Consider the following 25,540-nt stretch of genomic DNA (forward strand, 5'->3'; position numbering starts at 1 on the left):
TGCGAATTATACAGACAATCGGCGCTTAACAATAGCATCCGTCATAACAGCCACTCGTTTGATGGCTCTTACGTCATGCACCCGCATGATTTGACATCCTTGGACAATTCCCATCGTTACAGTAGCCGCGGTTCCTTCAACGACATCATCCGGGGGAAGCTGCAACGCGGTGCGAATCATGCTTTTACGCGAGGTCCCGAGCAGAACCGGATATCCAAGGGCAACAATCTGGTGCAGCTCATTCATCAGCTGCAGGTTGTGCTCATAGGTCTTGGCAAAGCCGATGCCCGGATCCAAAATAATTTGCTCGTCGCGAATTCCGGCTTCGTGGGCCAGTCGGATGCTCTTTTGCAAATCCTGGAGCACATCCGGAATAAAGTTATCATACACCGCCTCGGTGCGATTATGCATAACAACGATAGGACAGCCGTAATCGGCGGCGACTTTAGCCATTTCAGCGTCTCTTTGCAAGCCCCAGATGTCATTCAAAATATGAGCGCCCGCATCCAACGCTTGCCGCGCAACCTTCGACTTATAAGTATCAATAGAAAGAGGCACCGTAATTCCCGCTTCTTTCAAAGCTCGCACGGCAGGAATGACGCGGTTCAGTTCTTCTTCTAATGAAACCGCCGCGCCTCCCGGCCGCGTCGACTCCCCGCCGATATCAATGATCTCCGCACCCTCGGCAACCATGCGTCTTGCCTGCTCGACTGCAGCCTCCGGGTCAATATACCGTCCGCCGTCGGAGAAGGAATCCGGAGTTACATTTAAGATCCCCATAATTACGGTACCTTGGTTCAGGCTTAACGGAACTCCCCGGCAATCTATGATCTCGCGTCCTGACACCGGGATATGGCGCTCCATTGCGTGGGTTATTTCACTTAGTTGCTGCGACATGCGCATTCCCTCCTATGCTTTACAAAGATGTATGGTGTTCATAGATGTTCATCAGCTTTATCGTTGCCGCACCTGCGCAGCCTTGACTTGCCGGCACGCCATTCCCCTGCAGATCATACAGCATTGTAATCGGAACAATCTCCTGAATGGAATTGGTGATAAATATTTCTTCGGCCTGAAGCAAATCGTCCCAGGTATACAGCCCTTCTTCTGTATGTATCCCCATGCCGTTCGCCAGCTCCAGCACGAGCTCCCTTGTAACGCCCGCCAAAATACCGGTATCCAAAGAAGGGGTCCGCAGCGTTCCTTCTCGAATGAAAAACAAGTTGCTGACAATTCCCTCCGCCAGATATCCGCGGGAGTCGGTAAATAACCCCTCCGCTCCGGCGGCCCAAGGGTAGCCGCGCATCTCCTGCTTCGCCATAATATTGTTCATATAATGCAGCGACTTCAACCGGAAGGCTCCTTCCGGCGTATTGCGCGGCAGCTTAAGCAACTGGAGCGGCTTGCCGGTCCGGTACAGCTGCTCGTCCTTAGGAGGAATCGGTTTTACGTAAACGATAACCTGGGGTTGATTATACTCCCCTGAAGGCAGCCCGAGGATATCTTGCCCCGCTGTAACGGTAAAGCGGATATAAGCGTCCCGTCCAAGCAAATCGGATTCGTTCGCCTGGATTAGCTCCGCTATGATTCCTTCCCACTCTCCCGCTTGGGGACGGTAAGCGATGCCTAACTGTTCGCAGCCAGCGGCGAGCCTGCGCTGATGCCGGTCGAGTAAAAACGGCCGGCCGCCGTAAGTTCTGAATGTTTCAAACAATCCCATGCCGTAAAGAAAACCGTGGTCGTATACAGAGACCACGGCCTGCTTTTCTTCTATTAGGGTTCCGTTGCAATAAATCTTCACGGCTGTTTCACGACCGTTTCATTCAAAAAATTGCGCAGAATCGTCAATCCATGATCGGTAATAATCGATTCCGGATGGAATTGGACGCCTTCAATAGGATACTCTTTATGGCGAAGACCCATAATTTCCCCTTCTGCCGTCTCAGCGCTGATTTCCAGGCAGTCGGGCAGCGTTTCCCGCTTCACGATCAACGAATGATACCGGGTCGCGGTGAACGGAGACGGCAGATCCTTAAACACCGTTTTGCCGTCATGCAAGATCGGCGATGTCTTGCCGTGCATGAGACGCTCGGCGCGAATAACCTCTCCGCCAAAGACTTGTCCGATCGATTGATGGCCGAGACAAACGCCAAGAATAGGAACTTTGCCTTTGAAATGCTCGATCAGGCTTAAGCTGATTCCCGCCTCATTCGGCGTACAAGGCCCCGGCGATATCAAAATATGGTCAGGGTTCAAAGCCTCAATGCCCGCCAGGTCGATTTCATCGTTGCGGCGCACCTCTACCTGCTCCCCAAGCTCGCCCAAATATTGCACCAGATTGTACGTAAACGAATCATAGTTATCAATAACCAGAATCATCGAAACTCCCCCTAGACTAAGTTTTTCTCCCATGTCTCACTGTACTGGATCGCCTTCCACATAGCCTTTGCTTTGTTGACCGACTCCATATATTCCTTATCGGGGACGGAATCGATGACGATGCCCGCTCCCGCTTGAACATAGCCTATTCCATTAGCCGTCACTAAGGTACGTATAATGATATTAAATTCCATGTCCCCGTTATAGTCAATCCATCCCATTGATCCGGTATAAGGCCCCCGGCGCACCGGCTCCAGCTCCTCAATAATCTCCATTGTGCGAATTTTGGGAGCGCCGGTAATCGTACCGCCCGGGAACGCCGCAGCTATGACATCATAAGCCTGCTTGCCCGGCGCAAGCCGACCTTCGACCTCCGACACGATATGCATGACGTGCGAGTACTTTTCGATCACCATGAAATCTTTTACCTTCACAGTCCCGTAAGTCGAGATCCGCCCCAGATCGTTCCGTTCCAGATCCACGAGCATAATATGCTCGGCCCGCTCCTTCTCATGGTGAATCAGCTCGTCCGCCAGTCTCTGGTCTTCTGCTTCATCCTTGCCTCGAGGGCGTGTGCCTGCAATCGGTCTCGTCCGCACAATCCCTTTCTCCAGCTGTACCAAGAGCTCCGGCGAGCCCGACACCAGCTGAAAATCATCGAAACGCATGAACCCCATATATGGAGACGGATTGACGAGCCGGAGCCATTCATAAATGGTTTCCGGGTCCTGCTCCAAACGTTTGTGCTGTCTAACGGACAAATTAACCTGGAACACATCTCCTGCACTAATGTAGGATTGAATTCGCTCCACCGCACGAATGTACGACTCTTGGGGAAAGTCGGCTTGTATTCCGGCTATCGTACTCCAATCGACTTGAAGCCGGTCGGACTGCATCCTCTCCATCATTGCTTCCCGGCGGCGAATACAGGACTCCGAACGATTGACAGCAGTAATATCGTCCCACTTCCGCTTCATATCCTCCGTCTTCTCCGCCATGTCCCTGTATAGACGCTCCAGCGATGCTAACGAAGTGTGCGCTTGTTCCCAATAGGCATGCGCGGCGCAGTATAAGACCTGCTCGGCATGATCAATGATCCAGAGCTGCTCGAACCGTGCAAACGCATAGTCGGGCACCGGTACGTCATCCGCCGCTAAAGCGGGAAGCCGTTCTATGGAGCGAATGACATCGTAGCCCCAAAAACCGACGCAGCCTCCCAGCAGCTTCGGCAGCCCTTCTACCGAAGGAGACCGATACGGCTCCATCCACTGCCGGACGAGTTCAAGCGGCTTCCCCTTCACGGGAATGGCTGCTCCTTGCAGGTGTCGTATCGTGCCCTGGTTGTCCTTGCCGCGGATCGTCGACACCGGCTCAAGACCAAGCAGGCTGTACCTTCCGCCCTTACCGCTCTCCAGCACGAACGAGCCCGGCTGCGCCTGCTTCCATGCCCCCTCCCAGGAAAGAGGACGGTCCTGCTCCTCCTCCAAAGCGTACCTGCGTACGTACGGAAGCATCGTGTAGCGTTCTGCCCACTGCTGCCACTGCTCAAAGGTGATCAAAGTCACGCTGACGCCCCTCCTAGATTCATCTGACCGAAATAAGTTTGGACTTAGTATACTTGATATTGCTTATGAAAAAAAGCCCCTCAAGGAATTGAAGGGCTGTTTGCAGTATACCGATACTATTCTTCGAATTGGTACAATGGTGTGCTCAGGTATCTCTCGCCGTTACTTGGAACGATTGCAACGACCCGCTTGCCAGGCCCCAATTCTTTAGCGACTTTCAAAGCTGCAAAAATTGCCGCACCAGAGGAGATACCTCCCAGGATACCTTCTTCTTTCGCCACACGGCGGGATGTTTCGAATGCATCATCATTCTCCACTTGAATGACTTCATCGTAGATGTTCGTGTTCAGGATGTCAGGTACGAAGCCTGCGCCGATCCCTTGAATTTTATGCGGGCCCGGTTTACCGCCGGACAGGACAGGAGATGCGCTAGGTTCAACAGCGTAAATCTTAATATTCGGGAAGTTTTCTTTCAATACGCCGCCGGCGCCTGTAATGGTGCCGCCCGTTCCGATGCCTGCGATGAAAGCGTCCAATTGGCCGTCGTGCGAATTGATTGCTTCAACGATTTCAGGACCCGTCGTTTCACGGTGTACCTTTACGTTAGCCTGGTTTTTAAACTGCTGCGGGATGAAGTAGGACGGATTCTCGGCTTGCAGCTCTTCGGCACGCTTGATTGCGCCCTTCATGCCTTCCGCACCCGGCGTCAGAACTAGTTGAGCTCCATAAGCGCGAAGCAAGTTACGGCGCTCCAAGCTCATCGTCTCAGGCATAACGAGAATCGCTTTATAGCCTTTAGCAGCCGCTACCATTGCCAGACCAATCCCGGTGTTTCCGCTTGTCGGCTCGACGATCGTATCGCCAGGCTTCAGTTTACCTTCCGCTTCAGCTACCTCAATCATGCTGATCGCAATACGGTCTTTCACGCTTGCGCCCGGATTCTGGTATTCAAGCTTCACGTAAACCTCGGCACTGCCTTCCGGCACTACACGATTTAATTTAACAAGCGGTGTACCTCCGATTAATTCTGTTACGCTTTGAACTAATTTAGCCATCCTGACGTCCTCCTAAAAGATAAAGTTATGGATGATATCCGAGTAAATTGGTAGGTATTATAACAATATCTTATCAATCAGCAGGAAGGTTGTCAATATCGATTTTCCTTATAATGTTATTGCAACCTTCCACTTCTCACGAAGTGTCTTCATAACCTCTTTTAAGGGCGGAGCTTCACTCAATGCCAATTCCTTGCGAACCGTGTCCCGGATTGCTTCTTTATTCAAGGCAGGCTCTGCCTTCCGATCCTTCAGCTTCAAGATATAAAGATGGCCGCTTACTTCGATCGGCTTGGTTATATCGCCTGCTTTCAGCTGGCCTGCAGCCTTCATCAAAGAAGGATCGAGGAATGGGTCCCCTTCTTCAATCCAGCCAAGGTCGCCCCCGCTGTCGCGAGTCGCATCATCAAGGGAACGCTCCTTGGCTACCTGGGCAAAATCCATTCCCTTGCCAAGATCCGCAGTAACTTTCGTTGCCTGCGTTTTACTGCTAACCACGATTTGCTGCAAGCGCAGCTGCACCTTTGGTTTGAATTCCTCAGCATGAGCCTGAATATAGGCATCGATCTGTTCGTCGGAGACGTTGACGGCAGCCGTAGCTATTTTTTCAAGCATTAATTTATCCTTAACGTCCGCTTTTAACGCTTCCTCCGTCATACCAAGCTGTTCTTTCATTGAATCGTAAAACTGGGCTTCACTGTCATATCCCTGCTGCATCCGTTTCAGTTCTTTTTGAATTTCACTTTCTTCCACATTCGTGCCTCGCGCTTTGCCTTCCATGCGAATGACTTCATGATCCACCATTTGCGATAAGGTTTCGCGACCGTGCTTCTGCATTAACTGCTGCTCGAGATCCTTGCTGGTGATCGTTTTGTCTCCGATTGTTGCGACTACCTGAATAGAAGGGTTATTGTCCGTCTGCGGGTTCGATTCAACATTGGGCTGGTTAAAGAAATCGGCAAACAATACGGAGGAAAGGATGACCACGGCAATCAGCAGTACCGTAATGACTCCCCACAATATCTTCATGTTTCGCATGCCTAATCCCCTCGTATGGTCACTCACCTTAGTATGATTTGGAGCTTCTCCATCTATATCGTCTGTTTACAGGTCGCTTATGATGGTTCTCAAGTCCTCTTCTTCAAATAAATACCGCTCGTTGCAAAAGTGGCAGACAAGCTCGGCACGACCGTCATCCTCCAGAATCTGCTCCAGCTCGGAGCGTCCCAAAGAAATCAGCGTTTGTTCCACCCGCTCTCTCGAGCATTTGCAGCGGAAATGAACCTCCATCTCATCCAGCACCTCAACGTCCGGAAGCACATGGCTCAAAATCTGTTCCATGTTGAGCCCTTTCTCCAACAGCTTCGTTACAGGCTCAACCCGCGAGAGCAAAAGCTCGATCAATGTAATCTCATCATCCTTCAAGCCCGGCAGCAGCTGAATGACGAACCCTCCGGCAGCTTTGATGCTGTGGTCCACATCGACCAGCACGCCCAACGCTACGGCTGACGGCGTCTGTTCAGACTTCGCGAAATAAAAGGTAAAGTCTTCGGCCAGCTCGCCGGAAATAATCGGAACGCTGCCTCGGTACGGCTCCTTAAGACCCAAATCTTTAGTAATATTCAAAAAGCCGTCCGTGCCTACGGCACCGGCGACATCCAGCTTGCCTTCTTCATTCAGCGGAAGATCCACTTCCGGGTTGCTGACGTATCCGCGCACTTCGCCCTTCGCGTTCGCGTCGACGACGATTTGCCCGATCGGTCCGCCGCCCTTGATCATAATGGTCAGCTTCTCTTCGCCCTTCAGCATCGCGCCCATCATCAATCCCGCCGAAACCGTACGTCCCAGTGCGGCTGCTGACGTTGGAGTTGTTTGATGACGGCGGCTAAGCTCCTCTACTATTCCTGTAGAGCAAACGGCAAAAGCTCTGACCTTTCCTTCCATCGCTGTAGCTCTAATTAAATAATCACGCATGAGAGATACCCTTTCTTTGATGCAGTCTACGGACCAAGCCGTCCTTATTGATTACGTTCATAAATAATTTGCAGCCCCTGCAAAGTAAGCAGCGGATTGACGGCCTCAATCGTTCGCGATTCACTGGAAATCAGCTCGGCCAGTCCGCCCGTTGCGACCACCTTGGCATTGGGGGAGTACTCCTCGCGGATGCGTGATACAATCCCGTCAACTTGCCCAGCAAAGCCGAAAATGATGCCCGCCTGCATCGAAGTGACCGGATTGCGTCCTACAACGCTTTTGGGCTTAATCAGCTCAATGCGAGGCAGCTTGGCGGCACGTTGGTAGAGCGCCTCCGTGGATATGCCGATCCCCGGCGCGATAGCACCTCCGATATATTGACCTGATTCATCAATATAATCGAATGTCGTAGCCGTCCCGAAATCGACGACGATACAGGGAGAACCGTACTGTTCAATAGCAGCCACCGCATTCACAATGCGGTTCGCGCCTACCTCACGGGGATTTTCGTAACGAATGTTCAGCCCTGTTTTTAAACCCGGACCGACAATTAAAGGAGTTTTCTTTAAATATTTTGAGCAGAGCTGCTCTAAAACAAACATCAGAGGGGGCACGACGGAAGAAATAATAACGCCCTCCACCTGATTCAATGCAATCCCTGCATGCTGAAACAAATTATACATAGTCATGCCGTACTCATCGGCCGTACTGGAGCGGTTGGTGCTCAGGCGCCAATGGTGCAGCAGCCTCTTGCCTTCATAAATACCTAGTACGATATTGGTGTTACCCACATCAACGACCAGTATCATGCGCCGGCTCCTTTCCGGTCATTGAGGTCTAAGCTGATGTCCAACGCTTGAACCGAATAGGTTAAGCGTCCGACCGAGATGACGTCGACACCGGTTTCCGCAATGGAGCGGATCGTCTCTAAAGTGACCGAGCCCGATGCTTCTACCAGAATATGCGGAGCTTGAGATTTCATGCGTACAACCGCTTCACGCATTTGCTGCGGTGTCATATTGTCGAGCATGATAATATCGGGCTTGGCCGCCAACGCCTGCTCCAGCTGTTCCATAGACTCCACTTCGACTTCAATCTTCATCGTATGCGGGATTTGGGCACGCGCCGACTCAATAGCTTGAACGATCCCGCCCGAGCCCTTGATATGATTGTCCTTGATCATTACCGCATCGTAAAGCCCGAAGCGGTGATTGTGGCCGCCGCCGACCCGAACGGCATACTTCTCCAGCAGCCTGTGTCCCGGCGTTGTCTTGCGGGTATCGACCAGGCGTACCGGCAGCTCTTCGATCGCGTCGACATACTGTCTGGTGCGTGTAGCCACGCCGGACATCCGCTGCATTAGGTTCAGCGCCAAACGCTCTCCCAGCAAAATGCTGCGCGTACTCCCGCTGACTTCCGCTAACACGGTGCCGTAGCTTACGGCTTGTCCGTCTTGCGCTTTCGCCTCAAACCGAAGGGCAGGATCTATAAGTGCAAATACGGCCTGAGCTACAGGCAGTCCCGCAATAATCCCTTGATCCTTAACATGGATTACCCCTTTGGACTGCTGGTCGGCAGGGATTGTCGTCATTGTCGTGACATCGCCCATTCCGATGTCTTCCTCCAGCCATAGGCGGAGCCATTTATTTACCGTTTCTAAAGGCAGCTCATACATCGTCAATACGTCCCTCCGTAATGCCGTACTCACGACTGAATACGGTATGCTTTCTCCAGGCGAGGTCGTTCTTCTCGGGGAAATCTTCCCGATAGTGTCCCCCGCGGCTCTCTTCCCTAATCAGCGCAGCCTCCGTTGTCAATAAAGCGCAGGTCAGCAGATTGGCAAACTCGTATTCCTCACGTTTGGACAGGCAGGATTCAAAAATGGACAGCTGACGCTTCAGCTCCTCCCGGCCTCTTTCCAATCCTTTCGCGGACCGCTTCAAGCCTGCGTAACGCAGCATCACCTTTTGCAGCTTTAATTTCTTCTCAACCATCGGCTGCTTCACATGCTCCGTCCTTGCGCTCGTCAGAGGAATCTCAGGCGTCCGTTTCACCGGCTCCAGCTGGTGAATACGCTCAAGGATGCGCCGTCCGAACACAATCGCCTCGGACAGCGAATTACTCGCCAGCCGGTTCGCACCGTGTACCCCTGTAGAAGACACTTCGCCGCAGGCAAACAGCCTTTGGACCGCCGTCTCCCCGTACAAGTCGGTCTTCACACCGCCCATCATATAATGAGCCGCCGGCGCTACAGGGATCCAATCCGACGATAAATCCAAGCCGTAGTTCAGACAAAATTCATAAATCGTCGGGAAGCGCTGCTTCACGGCTTCCTCCGATTCATGCGTAAAATCAATATAGACGAAGGTCGACTTCGTCTTCTCCATCTCGTCGACGATCGCCCGAGCTACGATATCTCTTGGCGCGAGCTCCAACTGATGGTGATACCTCTCCATAAATCGTTCGCCATTGATGTTGCGCAGAATCGCTCCCTCGCCGCGAACCGCTTCCGAGATAAGAAATCTCGGCGCTCCCGGATAGCATAATGCCGTCGGGTGAAATTGAATAAATTCCATGTCTTGAATTAAAGCGCCGGCGCGATAAGCGATAGCGATACCGTCGGCCGTAGCAATTTCCGGATTGGTCGTATAGCGGAACAGCTGGCCTGCGCCGCCCGTACATAAAATCGTAGCGTTAGCTTTAACGAATATTTTTTGCCCCTCAGGATTCTGCACCAGCGCCCCGAAGCATTCCCCGTTCTCGGTAATTAAGTCGATCACAAAGTGGTCATCCCATAATTCAATGTTCGGATCCTGCTTCGTTTTCTCGGATAAGGCACGAACGATCTCCGCGCCTGTTGCGTCTCCGTTCGCATGTAGAATACGCCGCTGGCTGTGGGCGCCTTCCTTCGTCAATGCGAATTCGCCGTCTTCCAGATCAAATTGCGTCCCCATGCGGATCAGATCCTTCACCCCGTCGGGTCACTTCGTGCACAAGCACATCGACCGACGACGGAGAGCACAGTCCCGCACCGGCTATAAGCGTATCCTCACGATGATACTCCGGCGAGTCCTCATCCGAAATAACCGCCGCAATGCCTCCTTGGGCATAGCGCGTGTTGCTGTCGAGCAGCGACTTTTTGGTTATCATCAACACTTTATACCGTTCACTTGCTTTGATTGCGGTGAAAAGACCGGCGATGCCCGCACCGATCACAATAACGTCCGTATGTACTTGAGGCAGATGATGAAGATCAATATCAACTAAATAACGGGGTATCATGAGTCTGCTCACCTTTCTCTGACAAGAGAGTAGCGCATGCTACTTCACTTGTAGCATGCGCTCCAGGGATGCTCTAGCTTGATCCGCAACGTGCGGCGGAACGTAAATCTGCGGCTGCATCGTTTCAAGACAACGAACGACTTTTTTTAGATTGTTAACCTTCATGTTCGGGCAAACCAAATATTTGGTCGCGAAGTGGAATGTTTTGTTCGGGCTGTCCAGACGCAGCTGATAGCCGGTTCCGTCTTCTGTGCCGACGATAAATTCTTGGCAATCGGATTCTTTACAATACTTAATGATGGCGGTGGTGCTTCCTACAAAATCGCCGAGCTTCACGACTTCAGGGCGGCATTCGGGATGTACGACGAATTGCGCATTAGGATACTGCGCCTTCATTTCCTCTACATCTTTGACGGTTAGCATATCGTGAGTGTTGCAGTAGCCTTCCCAAATGATCATCTTTTTGTTTGTATTTTTGGCAACATAGTCACCCAGGTTTTTGTCAGGCACCCAAATAATTTCATCGGAATCGACCGATTCAATGACCTTAATTGCGTTTGCCGAGGTACAGCATATATCCGTTTCCGATTTCACATCAGCCGAGGTGTTAATGTAGGCTACAACCTTGGCATTGGGATGCTGCTTCTTCAAAGCGCGAAGTCCATCCACGTTAACCATGTCAGCCATGGGACAGCCGGCCCGCTCGTCAGGAATGAGTACAGTCTTGTTCGGCGCCAAAATCTTAGCGCTCTCCCCCATAAAATGAACCCCGCAAAACACGATAACCTCCGCATCGGTAGATGCTGCTTTTTGAGCCAGCAAAAACGAGTCTCCGCGAAAATCCGCTACTTCTTGAATTTCATCTCTTTGGTAATAATGAGCAAGAATAATGGCGTTACGTTCCTTCTTTAACTGCAAGATACGTTCCTTCAATTCGCGCTTCTGTTCCTCTTTGCGCTCCAAGGCTAATGCCTCCACGATTGCACCGTCCTCCCTTTCATTACCGCTGCCCCTTCAATGAACAAGCCTCGCTAGTGAAAATGTTCACATAATGTTTAAAGATTTACACCTAATTTACACAACATCCATCCGGGTGTCAATCCTCAAATAACTACAAAAATGGCGGATTCCCCTGCTAGGCTTGTAAGGGCTTCCGCTCCTTCTCTCTTAAGTCTTGTTTCTCGTCTAAGGGTCATTTTCCCACTGGACTTGGAGCCCAGTAATCCCTTAAGCTAAAAACAAAAAAAGACCGTACCCGCAGGTACAGTCTTCTGTTTCATTGATTTATTCTTTATCGCCTTTATCTTTTTCAGACTCTTGAGCAGGCTTGTCGAAATCCAACCGGTTGGCTTCAGCGGTTTGCTGCTGTCCAACGATGTTGACCTTCACTTCGGAGCTGCCGGCTTCGTCCAGCTTTCCGTTCTCAATCAACTGAGTAATTTGTTCTTTTTCCAGCGTTTCTTTCTCAAGCAGCGATTCGGCAATCAAGCGAACCTGATCCGCATATTTCTCAAGCGTTTCCTTCGCTCTAGCGTAGCAGCTGCGGATAATCGTCTGCATTTCCTGGTCGATCTCATAAGCGATCGCATCACTGTAGTTCTGCTCATGCCCCAAATCTCTGCCCAGGAATACTTGCCCTTGCACGTTACCGAACTGCATCGGTCCGAGCTTATCGCTCATCCCGTATTCCATAATCATTTTGCGGACAATGCTAGTCGCCCGCTGGAAGTCACTGTAAGCGCCGGTACCGATCTCGCCGATAAACAGCTCTTCGGATACGCGGCCGCCAAGCAAGCCGGTCACTTTATCCAACAGCTCGTTCTTGGTATTCATCATCCGGTCTTCGCCTTCCTTCGGCAGCATCATAACATAGCCGCCTGCACGTCCGCGCGGAATGATCGTAACCTTATGCACCATGTCGGCATTTTCCAAATAATAACCGATAATCGTATGACCCGCTTCATGGAAAGCAACCATGCGCTTCTCACGCTCGCTGATGACGCGGCCTTTCTTTTGCGTCCCGACGATAACACGGTCAAAGGCTTCGTCCAGTTCTTCCATAGAAATATCTTTCCGGTTGCGGCGCGCTGCGATCAGCGCTGCCTCGTTCAGCAGGTTTTCCAGATCGGCGCCTGTGAAACCGGTAGTGAATCTCGCCAAAGCATCCAGCTTGACATCCTTGTTCAAAGGCTTGTTGCGGGCATGTACTTTCAATACCGCCTCGCGGCCTTTTACATCCGGACGGTCAACGGTAATTTGACGGTCAAAACGTCCGGGACGCAGCAGGGCAGGGTCAGAATGTCCGGACGGTTCGTTGCGGCAACAATAATAATGCCTTCGTTGGCGCCGAAGCCATCCATCTCAACCAACAGCTGATTGAGCGTCTGCTCGCGTTCGTCATGGCCGCCGCCCAAACCGGCACCGCGCTGACGACCTACGGCATCAATCTCGTCTATAAAAATAATACAAGGAGCATTCTTCTTCGCATTCTCAAACAAGTCGCGGACACGGGATGCACCGACACCAACGAACATTTCCACGAAATCGGAACCGCTTATGCTAAAGAACGGCACGCCAGCTTCACCGGCGACAGCTCGGGCTAACAGCGTTTTACCCGTTCCCGGACGACCATTGAGCAAGACCCCTTTCGGGATTCTGGCACCCACGGCAGCAAATTTACGAGGATCCTTTAAGAACTCGACCACTTCGACAAGCTCCTGTTTCTCCTCATCTGCCCCCGCTACATCTTCAAAGGTGACCCGCTTCTTCTCTTCATTGTAGAGTCTGGCACGGCTTTTACCAAAGTTCATCACTTTACCGCCACCACCCTGCGCCTGATTTAACAGGAAGAAGAACAGGATGAAAATGATCACAAACGGAATAATGGAGGTAAGGAAGCTAATCCAGACATTGTCCCCTTCCATTTTCTCAATGACGATGTTAGGTACGCTCTTTTCGACAAGGTTCACAGTCTCTTGGTCATACGGCGCACGGGTTTCGAAGTTTTTCTTATCCGGCGTCGGCGGTGTTTTATATTTACCGCGAACCAAGTATGTTTGTCCGTCATATCTTAAACTGACCGAGTCCACATTGTTTTCAGTTAAGGCCTGTCGGAGCTTATCGTAGCTAATCACATCTTTCTGATCATTCTGTGTGCTGATAAAGTGAACGATACCGACGGTGACCAAAAAAATGAGCAAATAAAAGCCTGTATTGCGAATAATTCGATTCATCCCCTACCTCCTCTCAAAACGGCAACTTTGTTTATTGTACCACAGCAAGTCTTGGCATCACAAGAAATGCTAATGGGAGTACACCTCGGGCTTCAGAATGCCTACATACGGCAAATTACGGTACTTTTCGCCGTAATCCAACCCATACCCTACAACGAATGCGTCCGGAATAACATACCCTTTATAGTCTGCATCCAAATCCACCGTTCTACGCGCCGGCTTATCAAAAAGTGCCGCTACGGTGATGGATCGCGCATTGCGCCGCTCCAATACGTCAATCAAATAACTTAGGGTCAGCCCGCTATCAATAATGTCCTCAACAATAAGAATGTTGCGCCCTTCGACAGGAACGTCCAAATCCTTAATAATTTTGACCACACCTGATGATTTGGTGGATTGGCCGTAACTCGATACCGCCATAAAATCAATTTCTAGGGGGACTGTAATTTGTTTAACCAAATCCGCCATAAAAATAAACGCACCCTTTAGCACACAAATAACCAACGGATTGCGTCCTTCGAAATCACGGCTTAATAGCTGGCCCATCTCCTTTACCTTGTCTTGAATTTCCTTCTCGCTGTAAAGTACTTCTAGAATGTCGTTTTGCAAGAGAGAACCTCCTACTGGAATGAATTATACTGTAAAGCTGGTCTTGCTATCTTAACATGAGGAGAGCTAGCTTTCCTGCATGTGAAGGGTCATCTGCAGCAGCAGCCGGGTAGCTGCGGTTACGGGAGCGTGGGACGATCTTCTCACCCCGGGCAGCCATACGATATCGCCCTTATGATCCGTCACCACCGGCGTCCTCCGCCTGCGGCTGGGAGGAATTTTGGCGTCAATGAAAATATCTTTCACCTTTTTCGAGCCGTTTAGTCCGGCAAGACGCATTCGGTCTCCGTCCTCACGGCTGCGTATGCACAGAGGCAAAGACAGCGCATCGGCATCAAAATAAGCCGTGACCGCGCCGTGCTGCCGCATCGCTTGCGTCAGAAGCTCCCGCTCGGCGGGTATCCATCTGAATTCAAGCCGTGCTCCAATCTCTAGGATGTCCACATAAGGCTGATTCCAAGAAGCGAAATAACGATAAGGGAGAGGCGGTACCACATAATTATGTATCATAATCCCATCATATTCCCTTGTCAAAACCAAGCTTCCGCTTATGTGCAAACTCGCATTGGACGGCTCGCTTCCGAGGATCGTTTCCCGGATCTGCTCAAGCTTCAGGAAATCTATGGAATCTCCTTCTAAAGCAAGATAATTTAATATTAGTTTAATCAAACGCCTTTGTAAAGCAACATGTACCCCGGCAAACCATTTTCTTGACCATTTGGCGAAATCGCTTTCTTGGGTAACGCCCTGTGCCCAGAGCTCTTTGGCCTGCAACTCCATCCAATCATTCTCTGCCGCCATCATTCGGGACAGGCGGTTCAAGGACTGCGGCAGCTGGTCATTGAACCTTCTTAAATACGGCAGTACCTCCAGACGCACCTCATTGCGGAAATACTTCGTATCCAGATTGCTGCTGTCCGTATAGTAGACCAAGCCCGCCTCTTCACAGTAAGAGACGATTTCTGATTTATATATACGGAGCAGGGGACGCACAAGTTCCACTTTTTGTTCGGCGCGCTGTGCAGGAATTCCAGACAAGCCCGCAGGACCCGTTCCGCGCAGAAGCCGCATCAGCAGCGTTTCGGCCTGATCGTCGGCATGATGCGCCATCGCGATCTTGTGAGCCCCGAAGCGCACTGCCGCTTCATGCAGGAAGCCGTAGCGCAGCTCGCGCGCGGCGACTTGCGAATTTTTGCCCGTCTCCTCGATATACCGTGGCACATCCAGCCGGGCTATTTCGCACGGAAGCCCCAGCCGATTCGCCAAGTCGGCTACATAGGCCGCTTCCCGCTCCGATTCTTCCATGCGAAACTGGTGATTGACATGCGCAACCGACAGCTTCCAGTTCCAGCGTCCGGAAAGCAAAAAAAGGACATGCAGCAGCGCAACGGAATCCGGCCCGCCGGAAACCGCAACCACAATCCGGTCTCCAGGCTCAAGCAACCGCTGCTCGCTCACATCCGACTCAACTCTACCCACCAACTCCATCAAAAACAATCCCTTTCACCGGCACATACCGCAATTCCTTAAGGAAACGGCCAGAACAAATAAACGGTAAATCCGAACAGCAGCAGAGATGCCGCAAAACAAAGCTTCAGCCACGAGCCGCGAACCACGCGGGAGGCAAGAGCAGGCCGCGGATAGCTCTGGCGGCGCCAATCGGCAAGCGCTTCGCGAGAGGAACCGTACTGTCCGAGCAGCGCTTTGCGCAGCACCGTCTGCACATGGCTCAAATGCCGATTCTCCTGCAGCATATCGAGCAGCGTCTCCACTGTGCGGTTTTGCGGCAGCAGCTGCTTTAATCCCTGCTTACGCATCGCCGCCCGGTCCGTGCCGCCGATGAGCAGAATCGCAAAAGCAAACAGATCGTAGCCCTCGTCGGCCGAACGGGAGCCGCCTCCCCAATAGCCGCGGTCGTAAACTTCCGTGAACTGCTTTACCGACCGGCCCGCCGGCGTGACGCCGCCGAAATCGATCAGCTCCACGTCGCCATATCCGGAGACCAGCATATTTTCCGCCTTCAGATCTCCGAATATGTAGCCCTGCCCATGAAGCTCAACCAGCTTGCGCAGCAGGTTCATACCTATAAGATATATCCAATCCTCTCCCCGATGCATCACAAAGTCGGATAAGGTCTGCCCTTTGACATAGCGCATGACGCAAAACGGCAGGTCGCGCCCTTGGTAATGAAAGTCGTCCACATCGAGCAAATAGTGCTTGAACGACGTGCCCGACTTCGATAATGCCTTCAAGGCATTCACCTCGGACTGGTCGTCCGCCGTATCGAAGCCGATCTTCAGGGCAAACGACTGAGTTCCTTTGCGCACGAGGTATACTTTGCCGTTGGCTCCTTCACCGAGCAGCCTTTCCACACGATACTCCCGCTTATGCCACTTCCCTTGAATAATCGTGCCGGTCGGCACTCCTTGCTCAAACGACGTAGTCACTTAACATCCCATCCTTGACTTTAAGCGCGCCTTCCGGCACGGGACGCTCTGCTGCGGCGCCTTTCTTACTATATATATCGTCAACAGCACCGGTATCTGTAATGAATCGGATGACTTTTAGCAGGGCAGGCCCGGTAGGAGTCGTACCCTTCATGTTTAATTTATAAAACAAACGGTTCAGATTTGCAAGGTCAGCGGTCGAATCCAGGTTCGCATTTGAACCTCTTCCTGACCCGATACGGAGGCGGGAAAGTGAAAAACAGCCAGCCGGCTCATCCCGGCGCGGGCCTGAATGCTGAGCTGCAGGTCATAAATGGATTCTTTTACCGCTTGCAGCTTGGACTTCATGCTTGCACTCGCATCAATCAGAAGGACGATATCCAGCTCCGTCGTTTCGGACAAATCGTCCATGACTTGAACGACCTGAGACCGTTTGTCAGGCGGCAGGCTCTCCAGACGGGAATCCCCGAACAAATGCTGAAGCTCTTTCCCGACCGCTTTCTGTATGGTCTGTACAACAGTCTTGCGGGTCATCATCTGTACGGTTTGGGAAAGCTGATCCACCGTAACGAGCCGGCTCATGCCGCCCCCCGCTTCAGCGATTTCATTGACCTCTTCTATGCCATGCTCCCCCAGCACCGTCGTATCGATCAGCCCGATAACGTTAACTACAATACCCTCCGCCTTGGCATGGGCGGCTGCAATAACCGGACTTATGCCTACATTGGAGCAGCCATCGGTGATTAAAATAATTTGCTTCATCTGCCTCTCCGTCCTTTCGCGCTTGTTTTATTCCTAGTTTTTCCATATTCCACATATCCTAAACCGGACCCGCAGCTTGCCTTCGGTCCATATAGCGACATCTGGAAGATAGAAAACAGGAGGCACCAGCCAGCCAAAAGAAACGCGGAGGAGCGGAGCTCCTTGCTGCGATAGCACAAACAGGGCATTCCCGTCAGGAAATGCCCTTGCTCTGGTTTCACCTCCGCTCAACTGACCGTTTTGGGCCGCTCGATGCGCTGCATGCCCGGCCAACGGAAGGTAGCCCACTCCGGCTGGTATTTATCCACCCGGGCCACAACGACCGTCATATCGTCATAAATTTCCCCGTGGTGATAGCGGACCACCTTCTCCAGCAGCATGTCCGCATACTCCTGCGGCGAATCGGTATCGATTTCCGACAGCACCCGCTTCATCCACAGCTCCTTATTGACGGCATGTCCGGGCGCATCGTAGATGCCGTCGGTCATCATAATCAGAATGTCCCCGGGCTCCAGCGGCAGGCTGACGAGATCCACGTCAATATCGTGAAGAATGCCTACAGGCAGATTATTGGCCGAAATCGGAAATACTTCATTCCCCCTCTTAATAAAGCTTGGCGTCGAGCCAATCTTCAGAAATGTCGTATGCGCCGTGTACATATCGATCAAAGCTACGTCCACCGTAGCGTAAATTTCGTCTGAGGAGCGCAGCATGAGAACGGAGTTCACCGATTTGATCGCGAGCTTCTCATCCATTCCGGACTGCAGCAGCTGCTGTAAAATATTAAGCGCCGCGCTGCTCTCCGCACGCGCCCGTTCCCCATTGCCCATGCCGTCGCTCAGAGCTACGGCGAACTTGCCGTTCCCGAGCTCGATGGTGCTGAAGCTGTCTCCCGACAGCAGATCGCCGCCTTTGGCAGCACCGGCTATACCGGTCTCCACCTCGTATTCCTTGGCCGATCCGAAGACGACCGTGCTGTATCCCTCCTTGCGCTCGAGCATCTGCTCATTTTTGACCGCAATGTGTTCTCCTACGATTTCGGACAGCAGCGGAGCGATGATTTTGCGGCATTCGTCAAAGCCCTTCGTATATTGATGAATGATTTCAATTTCCACATTCCCTTCATCCAGGCTGATAATATCAATGCTGTGGATGGACAGCCCCAGCTCCTCCAATGCGCTGCGGATTTGTTCCTCCTGCAGGAACAGCTCCTGCCCTTCCCGTTTGATCTCCTTGGCCAGGTCCTCCATCACCTGGGATACGCCGAACAGCTGTTCTGCGACCAATTGGCGGCTTTCGGCGATTTGCTTTTTCCAATGCTGGTCATTCCTGTACAGGCCGTACTGCTGCTTCATCACCTCGAGCACCTGATCCGGCTTCACGCACTGCTTTTTCCATTGCGGCAATATATCTTTGCGCGTCACCTCTTTCTTGACCTCTACCTCCGTCATCATATCGGTCATAAACTTGTAGGTCTGATAAAACTTCTCATCCCAGCACTGGTTTCGCTTCCAGCACGTGGAGCACGACTTCTCGGCGACCGAGTTCATGAAATGGCCGACTTCCTCCTCCTTCTGCATCGGCTGCGCATCGGCCGTAATTTGCTTGAAGCTCCGGGATAGCTGACGGAACACCTCGGAGAACTGTTCCACCCGGTTAGCTGTAATATCCCGGACCCGCTTGGCATAATCGTGCTGGGATTTCAGATTCTCCTGCGTACCCGGCACATATTTGGCCAGCATTTGAATCATGGCCCGCGGGGTTAGCAGGAACAGCGCAACGGCTGCTGCCGACTCCCACGTCGAATTCATCACCTCCGCTTGATTGCCTATATAAATAGAGAGGATCGAGGAGCCGAGCAGCATCCCCAGCGATACCGCCCAACGGTTCCCTTCCTTCAGTAACCCTGCGAGCATTCCCGCAAATGCCAGCAGGCTCATTTGGTAGATAGCGCTGGAGTTGGCCAGGCTTAGAATCAGGCCCGAGACCACCCCCACGGAGGCTCCGAGCGGAGCGCCGCCTACCAGAGCAAACATAAGTATCAAATAGCGGGACAAGACATGTTCTACGGTCACCGGGCCCAGCGTCCAGCCTACCGTTCCCGTCATCACGGAAGCCAGAAGAATAATGAGGCAGATGACCTCTTCATTCTTTAAGCTGTAATTTTTACGGGACAGTGTAAAGACCGGCACCGCTTGTAAAAAGATATGGGTCAATATCAAGCTCAGCATCGATTCCACACCGGTCATCATGAAGGTGTACCAGCTCAGATCGGTTGAGACCAAATGAGCGAACAGCTGAACGAAGAAGGTCGATGTGAATACAATAATAGGTGCGAAGGAGATGTCCGACCGCTCGAAGCGTTCGATCCCTTTTTGAATAAGAATCATCACGAGAATTTCGGCGGCGATATACCCCGTATGCTGCGGTGCTGCCGAGAATAAGCTGCCTGCAATGAGGAACAGGCCTGTCCAAAACGTCAGCTCTCTTCGGAGGAAATACATGACCGCAAAGAAGGCTACGGCGAAAGGCGCCAGCTGGTCCAGAATCATAGCTCTCCCTAATAGAAAGGACATCATTAGAAGCAGGATCGACCATTTCTTGGCGACGACCGATTGAATCAGCCGGTTCTGCACCACCGCTTCGTCCATTCCTTCCTTTGTCTTCTGACTCCAACGACTCCAAACGGTTCCAACAGGATTCATTCCTAATTTTTTCAGCATATTTCCTATACACCACCCATAGACTATTAGTGGTTCTTAGTATAGAGGGTGTCCATCATAAAGTTTGTCAGAATGAGTGGGAGTGCCAAAAGTTTTTTCCGACAAAAAAAGCCCCGCCGCAAAACGGCTTGCTTCTATACATACAAACATTTGAAAACGCTATCAATAGTGGGCGGCCATTCAGAACCTAGCTTCCATCCGACGGAAACAGAAGTCGTCCCCGCACTGTTGCCGTTACATGCTGTCGATTTCCACGGCAACTTTTTAGAATACGACAAAAGTTCTTTTTGCCGCTGTCGGCCGCGACACGGTCAGGGGGAATTCTCCGCTTGGCCGAGCCTCCCGCCGTCGAATACCCGTGCTGGAGCCGCGCCTCTTGACAGCATACCGGAAAGGCGCGCTTGCCCCTGTCCTAATCTGTCGTTAAAAGCTGGTGCCCAGCAGCTAATACACCTGCCATCCTCTCTATGGAGAGTATGAAGAGACTTGACCCGCGCCGCTCGGATAGAAAATCTTCTGCCGGTTCCTTGCCAAATACAAAAAAACACCCCGTCGGATTCGTATCTCGACAGGGTGCTTTCTCTTATGTTCAATAGCGGCGAAGGGAATCGAACCCCCGACCTCACGGGTATGAACCGTACGCTCTAGCCAGCTGAGCTACACCGCCACAACAAGCATGAGTATATAACAGGCTTGCCCCGTTTGTCAAGCAGTTCATTTCCGTTTGCCGCCGTCATAGCCTGCTCCCTGAAGCAGCTTAGCTGAAAGCGCGTTTCGGCTTTCGCACGAAAGCTGTAATCCCCGTAATAATCAACAGCGCCGCAGGCAATGCGGCATAGCCGGCTTCCCCGTTAACAAAATGCGTGATGATAGCGCCGACCATAATCATGGCCAATAGGGATGCCGCATAACGGGAAAGCGCGGGAATGAACAGCGCGATCGCCGCTGCGATTTCTCCCATCCCGAGCAGGACACGAAACCAAATGGCATAGCCGTATTTTTCAAAGCTGGCTACAGTCTGATCCGCCCCCGTCACTTTAGAAAATCCCTGCATCAAGAACAATGCAGCTACCAGCACCAATACGATATATCCGAGTACCACGAAGCCTTTTCTCATCGTTCATCCTTCCTCCCGCAAATGATATTATAGTTATTAATTATTTGTTAGTATATATTAGTAAGTAACTTTAATCAAGTAGTAATGTAAAAAACTTCCCACGGAAGTCTAGGCACAAGCCGTATGAACAGCCGTCTTAACGTAAAAAAGCCGTAAGAGGCATCTCTGCTCTTACGGCTATTCATTCTATTATTAATCGCGTCGAGCTCCACGGCCTCCGCGTTTCCCTTCGGTGTTCTTCTTCAGGGAGGAGATCCGCTCTTCACTGTCTTTCAGGAAGCGCGACATTTTATCTTCAAAGGATAACTTGTTTGCTGGAGGCTTGCCTCCACGACCTCCACGATCACCGCCGCGGCCTCCAAAGCCGCCGCCCCGTGGTCCACGGTCTCCACCGCCGCCAAAGCCGCCGCCGGAACCGCCACTTGGTCTTTCAAAACGAGCGGGCCTCGTCGCTTCCACCGGTTTATCTACCGCTTGCTTAATGGATAAGCCGATTTTGCCGTCTTTGTCCACATTAATCACTTTGACGGTAACGATGTCATTCAGCTTCAAATGATCGTTGACATCTTTAACGTAGTTGTCTGCTATCTCCGAGATGTGCACAAGTCCGGTACCGCCCTCGGGTAGCTCTACAAATGCCCCAAAGTGAGTAATGCCCGTTACTTTCCCTTCCAGCTTGCTGCCCACTTCTATTGCCATAAAGTAAAATGTTCCTCCCTTAAATAATTAACAAAAACCCTGATAATGCAGATTATAACGTACTGGCTGCAACATGGTCAACAACAAGGTTTGAGAGCGATCTCCCAGACCTTATTACTTCTGCTCTTTAGGCACATAGAACAAGGTTTCTCCTTGTTTCACATAGTGCAGCTCTTTTCGAATTTTTTGTTCTACGTATTCGGGATCGTTCAATCTGGCAATTTCGCGTTGGGCATCTTCATGGTCTTGCTGGGTTTCTTTCAGCTTCTCTTCCAAAAGGGCTGCTTTCTCGCTTCTTGCGTTCAATTTACCGACTTGATTCCACAGTGTGACGCCCGCCCAGCACATGAAGCATGCAAGCACAATCAAGACCAAACGGCGTCTGCGAAAAGAGCCTTTGTTATGAGGTTTTGCATCCTTGCTTACGCTTGTCGTGGGTAAAGCTCGCATCTACTGTAAAATCCTCCTACGTCCGATCAAAAGAGCCGACGGATGAATGCCGCGATACTTTGACCTGATTTCTTCATCCAGCTCGGAATGCGGAACCGTCTGACCAAAGGCCTGACAAGCCATATCAGCAATTTCCAGACAGGATAGAGTAATTGTAACATAACTTTGTAAAGGAAAATAGCTATGGCCAGTAAAAATCCTAAAAACACGACGGTAGCCCTATAAAGCCAAATCACCGGCGTAATAACGAAAATTTCGACTGTTTTTTTTATTACCCTGATTGTGGCCTTGGTGAAACGGATCATCCATAAAATAATTTGAATGACGACCGGGCTGAAAAATAAGAAGTAGAGCAGCACGCCGGCCAGCAGTCCGATAAAAATAAACATCCGCACCTGGCCCAGGTTGCTCTCGTAGAGCAGCTTGAACACAAGCAGCGTACCGGCGATCCAGAAAAAGATGTCCAGGAGGTAGTAGGCATAACGGGGAGCCTTGAGCTGGCTGGCAAGCACCCGGTATAAGTCGAACAGTCCGCCTAAGGATAATCCTCCTAGAAACATCATGCCCAAGGTAACGAATTGTACCTGCAGCGTCACTTAAACAGCTTACCCAGAAATCCCTTGGACTTGCCTTGGGAGTTTGTATCGACATAGGCCAGCTCGTTGACCAATCCTTCTATCGCCACCAGGCCCTGCTCCAGACTCAGGTTCTTAATGTGAAGATTGGAGCCTTTGATCATAAGGAATCCGCATTCCGTCTCCAGTAAAAATTCTTCACTGTCGAAGCTTTCCACGTTCATTACGCCGGAAACCTCGAGCAGCTTTCGGTTGAGCATCTTGATTTCTTGTCGTTTGACTTTTCCCGGCTCGATTGGCATTGGTTGACCCTCCCTGGGCGCTTTGTCTTTATAGGTGCTTGGCCAAATAAGCTGGTGGCTCCAGGCAGTATAACGGCCTCCGGCTTCTGCTTATCGAGCAAAACAAACCATAAAGCCAAAGCTTGTTTACTTAAAAATATGGGGGGAGGACAAGGAATAGAACTACTAAAATCCATAACAAAAAAGAGACCAAAGCTTAGGCTTCAGTCTCCTTGGATTGCCAGAAATCATTTTTGGGGTGCATTTCTTCCTTCAGCAGCGTGTACATGTTCGCGGCGTCTTCCTTACGGGTCGATTCAGATAGCTGCTCCACCCGGACGGTTACGCTCTTTTGACCGAACTGAATTTTCAGCTCGTCGCCCACCTTTACGGCACTGCTCGGCTTGGCATCCTTCCCGTTAATCCAGACGCGTCCCTGATCGGATACGTCCTTGGCGACGGTACGCCGCTTGATCAACCGGGAAACCTTGAGGAATTTATCAAGGCGCATTATTTTACCGCTTCTTTAAGCTTGTTGCCTGCTTTAAAAGCCGGAACTTTGGATTCAGGAATGGAAATTTCTACACCGGTTTGAGGGTTGCGGCCCGTGCGACCGGAACGTTTACGAGTTTCGAACGTGCCGAAACCGATTAATTGTACTTTATCGCCAGCAGATAATGCATCCGTTACTTCACCCAAAAAGTTGTTCAAAACGGTTTCTACGTCTTTTTTCGTCATACCGCTTTTTTCAGAAATATTGTTGATTAAATCTGTTTTGTTCATGGATTCATTTCCTCCTCAAAATAACACTAATGCTATGTATTCTTTGTCCCTCAGGAAATTCCTGCTAGTCCTTGTCGATTTTTAAAACTTTTTTTGCTTCCTGCCACAAAGATTCCATCTCTTGTAAATCAGTTTGGTCAAAATTTTTACCGTTTAAACGCAGCTGCCGCTCGATATAACCAAAACGCTCAAAAAATTTGCGATTGGCCCCAGTCATGGCTTCTTCGGGCTCTATCTTCAAAAATCGTGCCAAATTCACTATGGAAAACAGCAGATCGCCGAGCTCTTCCTGCTGCTCTTTTTTAGTAAATTTATCCAAAGCTTCTTTCAATTCCGCCAGCTCGGATTCGACAATTTCCAACACTTCCTCCAGCCGGCTCCAATCAAAGCCGACCGCTGCCGCTTTTTTCTGAAGCTTATAAGCCTTCATCAGTCCAGGCAGCTCACGAGGCACGCCCGAAAGCAATGGCAGCTCATCAGGATCGATTCCCTTGCTCCGCTTCTCTTCCTGCTTGATCTCCTGCCAGTTGGCAAGCGCTTCATCCGCATCTCCCGCACTCTTGGTGCCGAAAACATGAGGGTGGCGGCGGATCAGCTTCTCATTGAGCCCTGCGATGACATCCAGCACCGTAAAGCCGCCCTCTTCCGCTTCGATCTGCGAATGCAGCATAATTTGCAGCATCAGGTCGCCGAGCTCCTCAGCCATATGGTCGGGGTCTTCCTCGTCGAACGTTTCCAGCACCTCGTAGGCTTCTTCGATCAAATTTTTGCGCAGCGATTGGTGGGTTTGCTCGCGGTCCCACGGGCAGCCCTCAGGGCTGCGCAATATCGCCACAATCTCATGCAGGCGGGCGAATGTCCTGTTGCGAACCCGGTCTTCATTCGACCGCGGAATCCATACAAGCGACAAATTGCCATAGTCCTGCAGGTGGTCCAGCTCATACAGCGGAATCCGATGGATTTTCTCCTCACCGGCTACCCCAAGCGCATGACCGACGACAACCTCAAAATCGTCCGGATACATCTCCATTAAAGTCAGCTTCACATCGGAAGCCGTTAAGCTGTCGTAGACCTGTCCGATTACCGTGTGCAGCAGCGGATTCAGGCTATAGACCGACAAGTCGGTGCCATCGAGCAGCTGAAAGCCTTCGATCGGATCGAAGCCGAGCCGCAGGAAAGCCTGATCCAAAAAGCTTTCGCCGCCAAGCAGCTGCAGCGCGATGCCTGCCTCGGGACAACGGGCGCGAAGCAGCTGTACGGTCATTTCCGCGACCATTGGATGCCCTGGCACGGCATAAACGATCTCCGCCTGCTTCTCGGCAGCTTTCGCCATGAGCGCCTCCGCAATCGCTTCATATACCTGCCCGAACGTGTCATTGGCTTCATACAGGCTGTCGAAGGATTCGAAGGCGATGCCGTTATCTCGAAGCATCGTAACCATCGGATGACGGTCCGTACGCAAGTACAGCCCTCCGGCTGCCGATTGCAGCTTCCTCCAAATACCTAACGTCAACTGATTCTCGTCGCCAGAACCGAGCCCGACAATCGTAATTTGCGGTTGCATCATCTATTTGCCTCCTTGTATAGGAAAAGAATCGTACTTATC

General features: G+C 51.3%; 22 protein-coding genes, 1 tRNA gene and 3 pseudogenes. All 26 read right to left on the bottom strand.

The genetic code is table 11. The annotated features are described in order from the left end of the window. Positions 1-6: 6 nt before the first annotated feature. The gene (gene folP / locus ACHHV8_RS31045; RefSeq protein ID WP_395163671.1) at positions 7-864 is read right to left on the bottom strand and encodes a dihydropteroate synthase; all 858 of its coding nucleotides are present in this window, start codon (positions 862-864) and stop codon (positions 7-9) included. 52 nt (positions 865-916) lie between these two features. Continuing rightward, complete coding sequence (gene pabC / locus ACHHV8_RS31050; RefSeq protein ID WP_395163079.1) at positions 917-1,801, bottom strand: aminodeoxychorismate lyase; 885 nt, start codon at positions 1,799-1,801, stop codon at positions 917-919. After that, complete coding sequence (gene pabA / locus ACHHV8_RS31055; protein ID WP_395163080.1) at positions 1,798-2,379, bottom strand: aminodeoxychorismate/anthranilate synthase component II; 582 nt, start codon at positions 2,377-2,379, stop codon at positions 1,798-1,800. The genes pabC and pabA overlap by 4 nt, the downstream gene beginning before the upstream one ends. 11 nt (positions 2,380-2,390) lie before the next feature. Further along, complete coding sequence (locus ACHHV8_RS31060) at positions 2,391-3,944, bottom strand: anthranilate synthase component I family protein (RefSeq protein WP_395163081.1); 1,554 nt, start codon at positions 3,942-3,944, stop codon at positions 2,391-2,393. A gap of 116 nt (positions 3,945-4,060) precedes the next feature. Then, positions 4,061-4,999 carry a cysteine synthase A gene (cysK, locus tag ACHHV8_RS31065; protein WP_395163082.1) on the bottom strand — a complete coding sequence of 313 codons (939 nt, stop codon included), beginning with the start codon at positions 4,997-4,999 and terminating at the stop codon, positions 4,061-4,063. A 108-nt stretch (positions 5,000-5,107) separates the two neighbouring features. After that, positions 5,108-6,037 (bottom strand): peptidylprolyl isomerase, encoded by a 930-nt coding sequence (locus tag ACHHV8_RS31070; RefSeq protein ID WP_395163083.1) that lies wholly within the window; start codon positions 6,035-6,037, stop codon positions 5,108-5,110. A gap of 66 nt (positions 6,038-6,103) precedes the next feature. Continuing rightward, on the bottom strand, positions 6,104-6,973 hold the full coding sequence (gene hslO / locus ACHHV8_RS31075; protein ID WP_395163084.1) for an Hsp33 family molecular chaperone HslO: 870 nt from the start codon (positions 6,971-6,973) through the stop codon (positions 6,104-6,106). 44 nt (positions 6,974-7,017) lie between these two features. Beyond that, positions 7,018-7,782 (bottom strand): type III pantothenate kinase, encoded by a 765-nt coding sequence (locus ACHHV8_RS31080; RefSeq protein ID WP_395163085.1) that lies wholly within the window; start codon positions 7,780-7,782, stop codon positions 7,018-7,020. Further along, a complete protein-coding gene (nadC, locus tag ACHHV8_RS31085; RefSeq protein WP_395163672.1) occupies positions 7,779-8,648 on the bottom strand; it encodes a carboxylating nicotinate-nucleotide diphosphorylase in 870 nt (289 codons plus the stop codon). The genes ACHHV8_RS31080 and nadC overlap by 4 nt, the downstream gene beginning before the upstream one ends. Then, positions 8,641-10,255 (bottom strand): annotated as a pseudogene (gene nadB / locus ACHHV8_RS31090) (L-aspartate oxidase). Before nadB ends, nadC begins: the two are co-directional and overlap by 8 nt. A gap of 39 nt (positions 10,256-10,294) precedes the next feature. Continuing rightward, positions 10,295-11,233, bottom strand: coding sequence for a quinolinate synthase NadA (gene nadA / locus ACHHV8_RS31095; protein ID WP_395163086.1), 939 nt, complete (start codon positions 11,231-11,233; stop codon positions 10,295-10,297). Positions 11,234-11,539: 306 nt separating this feature from the next. Continuing rightward, positions 11,540-13,488: pseudogene (gene ftsH / locus ACHHV8_RS31100) on the bottom strand (ATP-dependent zinc metalloprotease FtsH). Positions 13,489-13,557: 69 nt separating this feature from the next. Further along, positions 13,558-14,097, bottom strand: coding sequence for a hypoxanthine phosphoribosyltransferase (hpt, locus tag ACHHV8_RS31105; protein ID WP_395163087.1), 540 nt, complete (start codon positions 14,095-14,097; stop codon positions 13,558-13,560). Between the two features lie 66 nt (positions 14,098-14,163). After that, on the bottom strand, positions 14,164-15,585 hold the full coding sequence (tilS, locus tag ACHHV8_RS31110; protein WP_395163088.1) for a tRNA lysidine(34) synthetase TilS: 1,422 nt from the start codon (positions 15,583-15,585) through the stop codon (positions 14,164-14,166). Between the two features lie 38 nt (positions 15,586-15,623). Continuing rightward, positions 15,624-16,544 carry a protein kinase domain-containing protein gene (locus ACHHV8_RS31115; RefSeq protein WP_395163089.1) on the bottom strand — a complete coding sequence of 307 codons (921 nt, stop codon included), beginning with the start codon at positions 16,542-16,544 and terminating at the stop codon, positions 15,624-15,626. Next, positions 16,528-17,306 (bottom strand): annotated as a pseudogene (locus ACHHV8_RS31120) (vWA domain-containing protein). Before ACHHV8_RS31120 ends, ACHHV8_RS31115 begins: the two are co-directional and overlap by 17 nt. A 227-nt stretch (positions 17,307-17,533) precedes the next feature. Next, complete coding sequence (spoIIE, locus tag ACHHV8_RS31125; protein ID WP_395163090.1) at positions 17,534-20,029, bottom strand: stage II sporulation protein E; 2,496 nt, start codon at positions 20,027-20,029, stop codon at positions 17,534-17,536. Positions 20,030-20,622: 593 nt separating this feature from the next. Next, a tRNA-Met gene (locus tag ACHHV8_RS31130) sits at positions 20,623-20,696 on the bottom strand. Positions 20,697-20,786: 90 nt separating this feature from the next. Next, positions 20,787-21,146, bottom strand: a complete 360-nt coding sequence (locus ACHHV8_RS31135; RefSeq protein WP_395163091.1) for a DoxX family protein — start codon at positions 21,144-21,146, stop codon at positions 20,787-20,789. Between the two features lie 192 nt (positions 21,147-21,338). Further along, positions 21,339-21,845 (bottom strand): S1 domain-containing RNA-binding protein, encoded by a 507-nt coding sequence (locus ACHHV8_RS31140; protein WP_395163092.1) that lies wholly within the window; start codon positions 21,843-21,845, stop codon positions 21,339-21,341. A 114-nt stretch (positions 21,846-21,959) separates the two neighbouring features. Further along, the gene (locus ACHHV8_RS31145) at positions 21,960-22,295 is read right to left on the bottom strand and encodes an FtsB family cell division protein (protein WP_395163093.1); all 336 of its coding nucleotides are present in this window, start codon (positions 22,293-22,295) and stop codon (positions 21,960-21,962) included. A 26-nt stretch (positions 22,296-22,321) separates the two neighbouring features. Next, complete coding sequence (yabQ, locus tag ACHHV8_RS31150) at positions 22,322-22,891, bottom strand: spore cortex biosynthesis protein YabQ (RefSeq protein WP_395163094.1); 570 nt, start codon at positions 22,889-22,891, stop codon at positions 22,322-22,324. Then, positions 22,888-23,172 carry a sporulation protein YabP gene (gene yabP, locus ACHHV8_RS31155; RefSeq protein ID WP_395163095.1) on the bottom strand — a complete coding sequence of 95 codons (285 nt, stop codon included), beginning with the start codon at positions 23,170-23,172 and terminating at the stop codon, positions 22,888-22,890. Before yabP ends, yabQ begins: the two co-directional genes overlap by 4 nt. A gap of 196 nt (positions 23,173-23,368) precedes the next feature. Next, positions 23,369-23,662 carry an RNA-binding S4 domain-containing protein gene (locus tag ACHHV8_RS31160; RefSeq protein WP_395163096.1) on the bottom strand — a complete coding sequence of 98 codons (294 nt, stop codon included), beginning with the start codon at positions 23,660-23,662 and terminating at the stop codon, positions 23,369-23,371. Then, entirely contained in the window at positions 23,662-23,934 is a 273-nt protein-coding gene (locus ACHHV8_RS31165; protein WP_395163097.1) for an HU family DNA-binding protein, read from the bottom strand. The genes ACHHV8_RS31160 and ACHHV8_RS31165 overlap by 1 nt, the downstream gene beginning before the upstream one ends. Before the next feature lie 64 nt (positions 23,935-23,998). Then, positions 23,999-25,498, bottom strand: coding sequence for a bifunctional methyltransferase/pyrophosphohydrolase YabN (yabN, locus tag ACHHV8_RS31170; RefSeq protein WP_395163673.1), 1,500 nt, complete (start codon positions 25,496-25,498; stop codon positions 23,999-24,001). Between the last annotated feature and the right edge of the window lie 42 nt (positions 25,499-25,540).

The sequence above is a fragment of the Paenibacillus sp. TAB_01 genome (assembly GCF_043945595.1).
GTDB lineage: Bacteria > Bacillota > Bacilli > Paenibacillales > NBRC-103111 > Paenibacillus_S.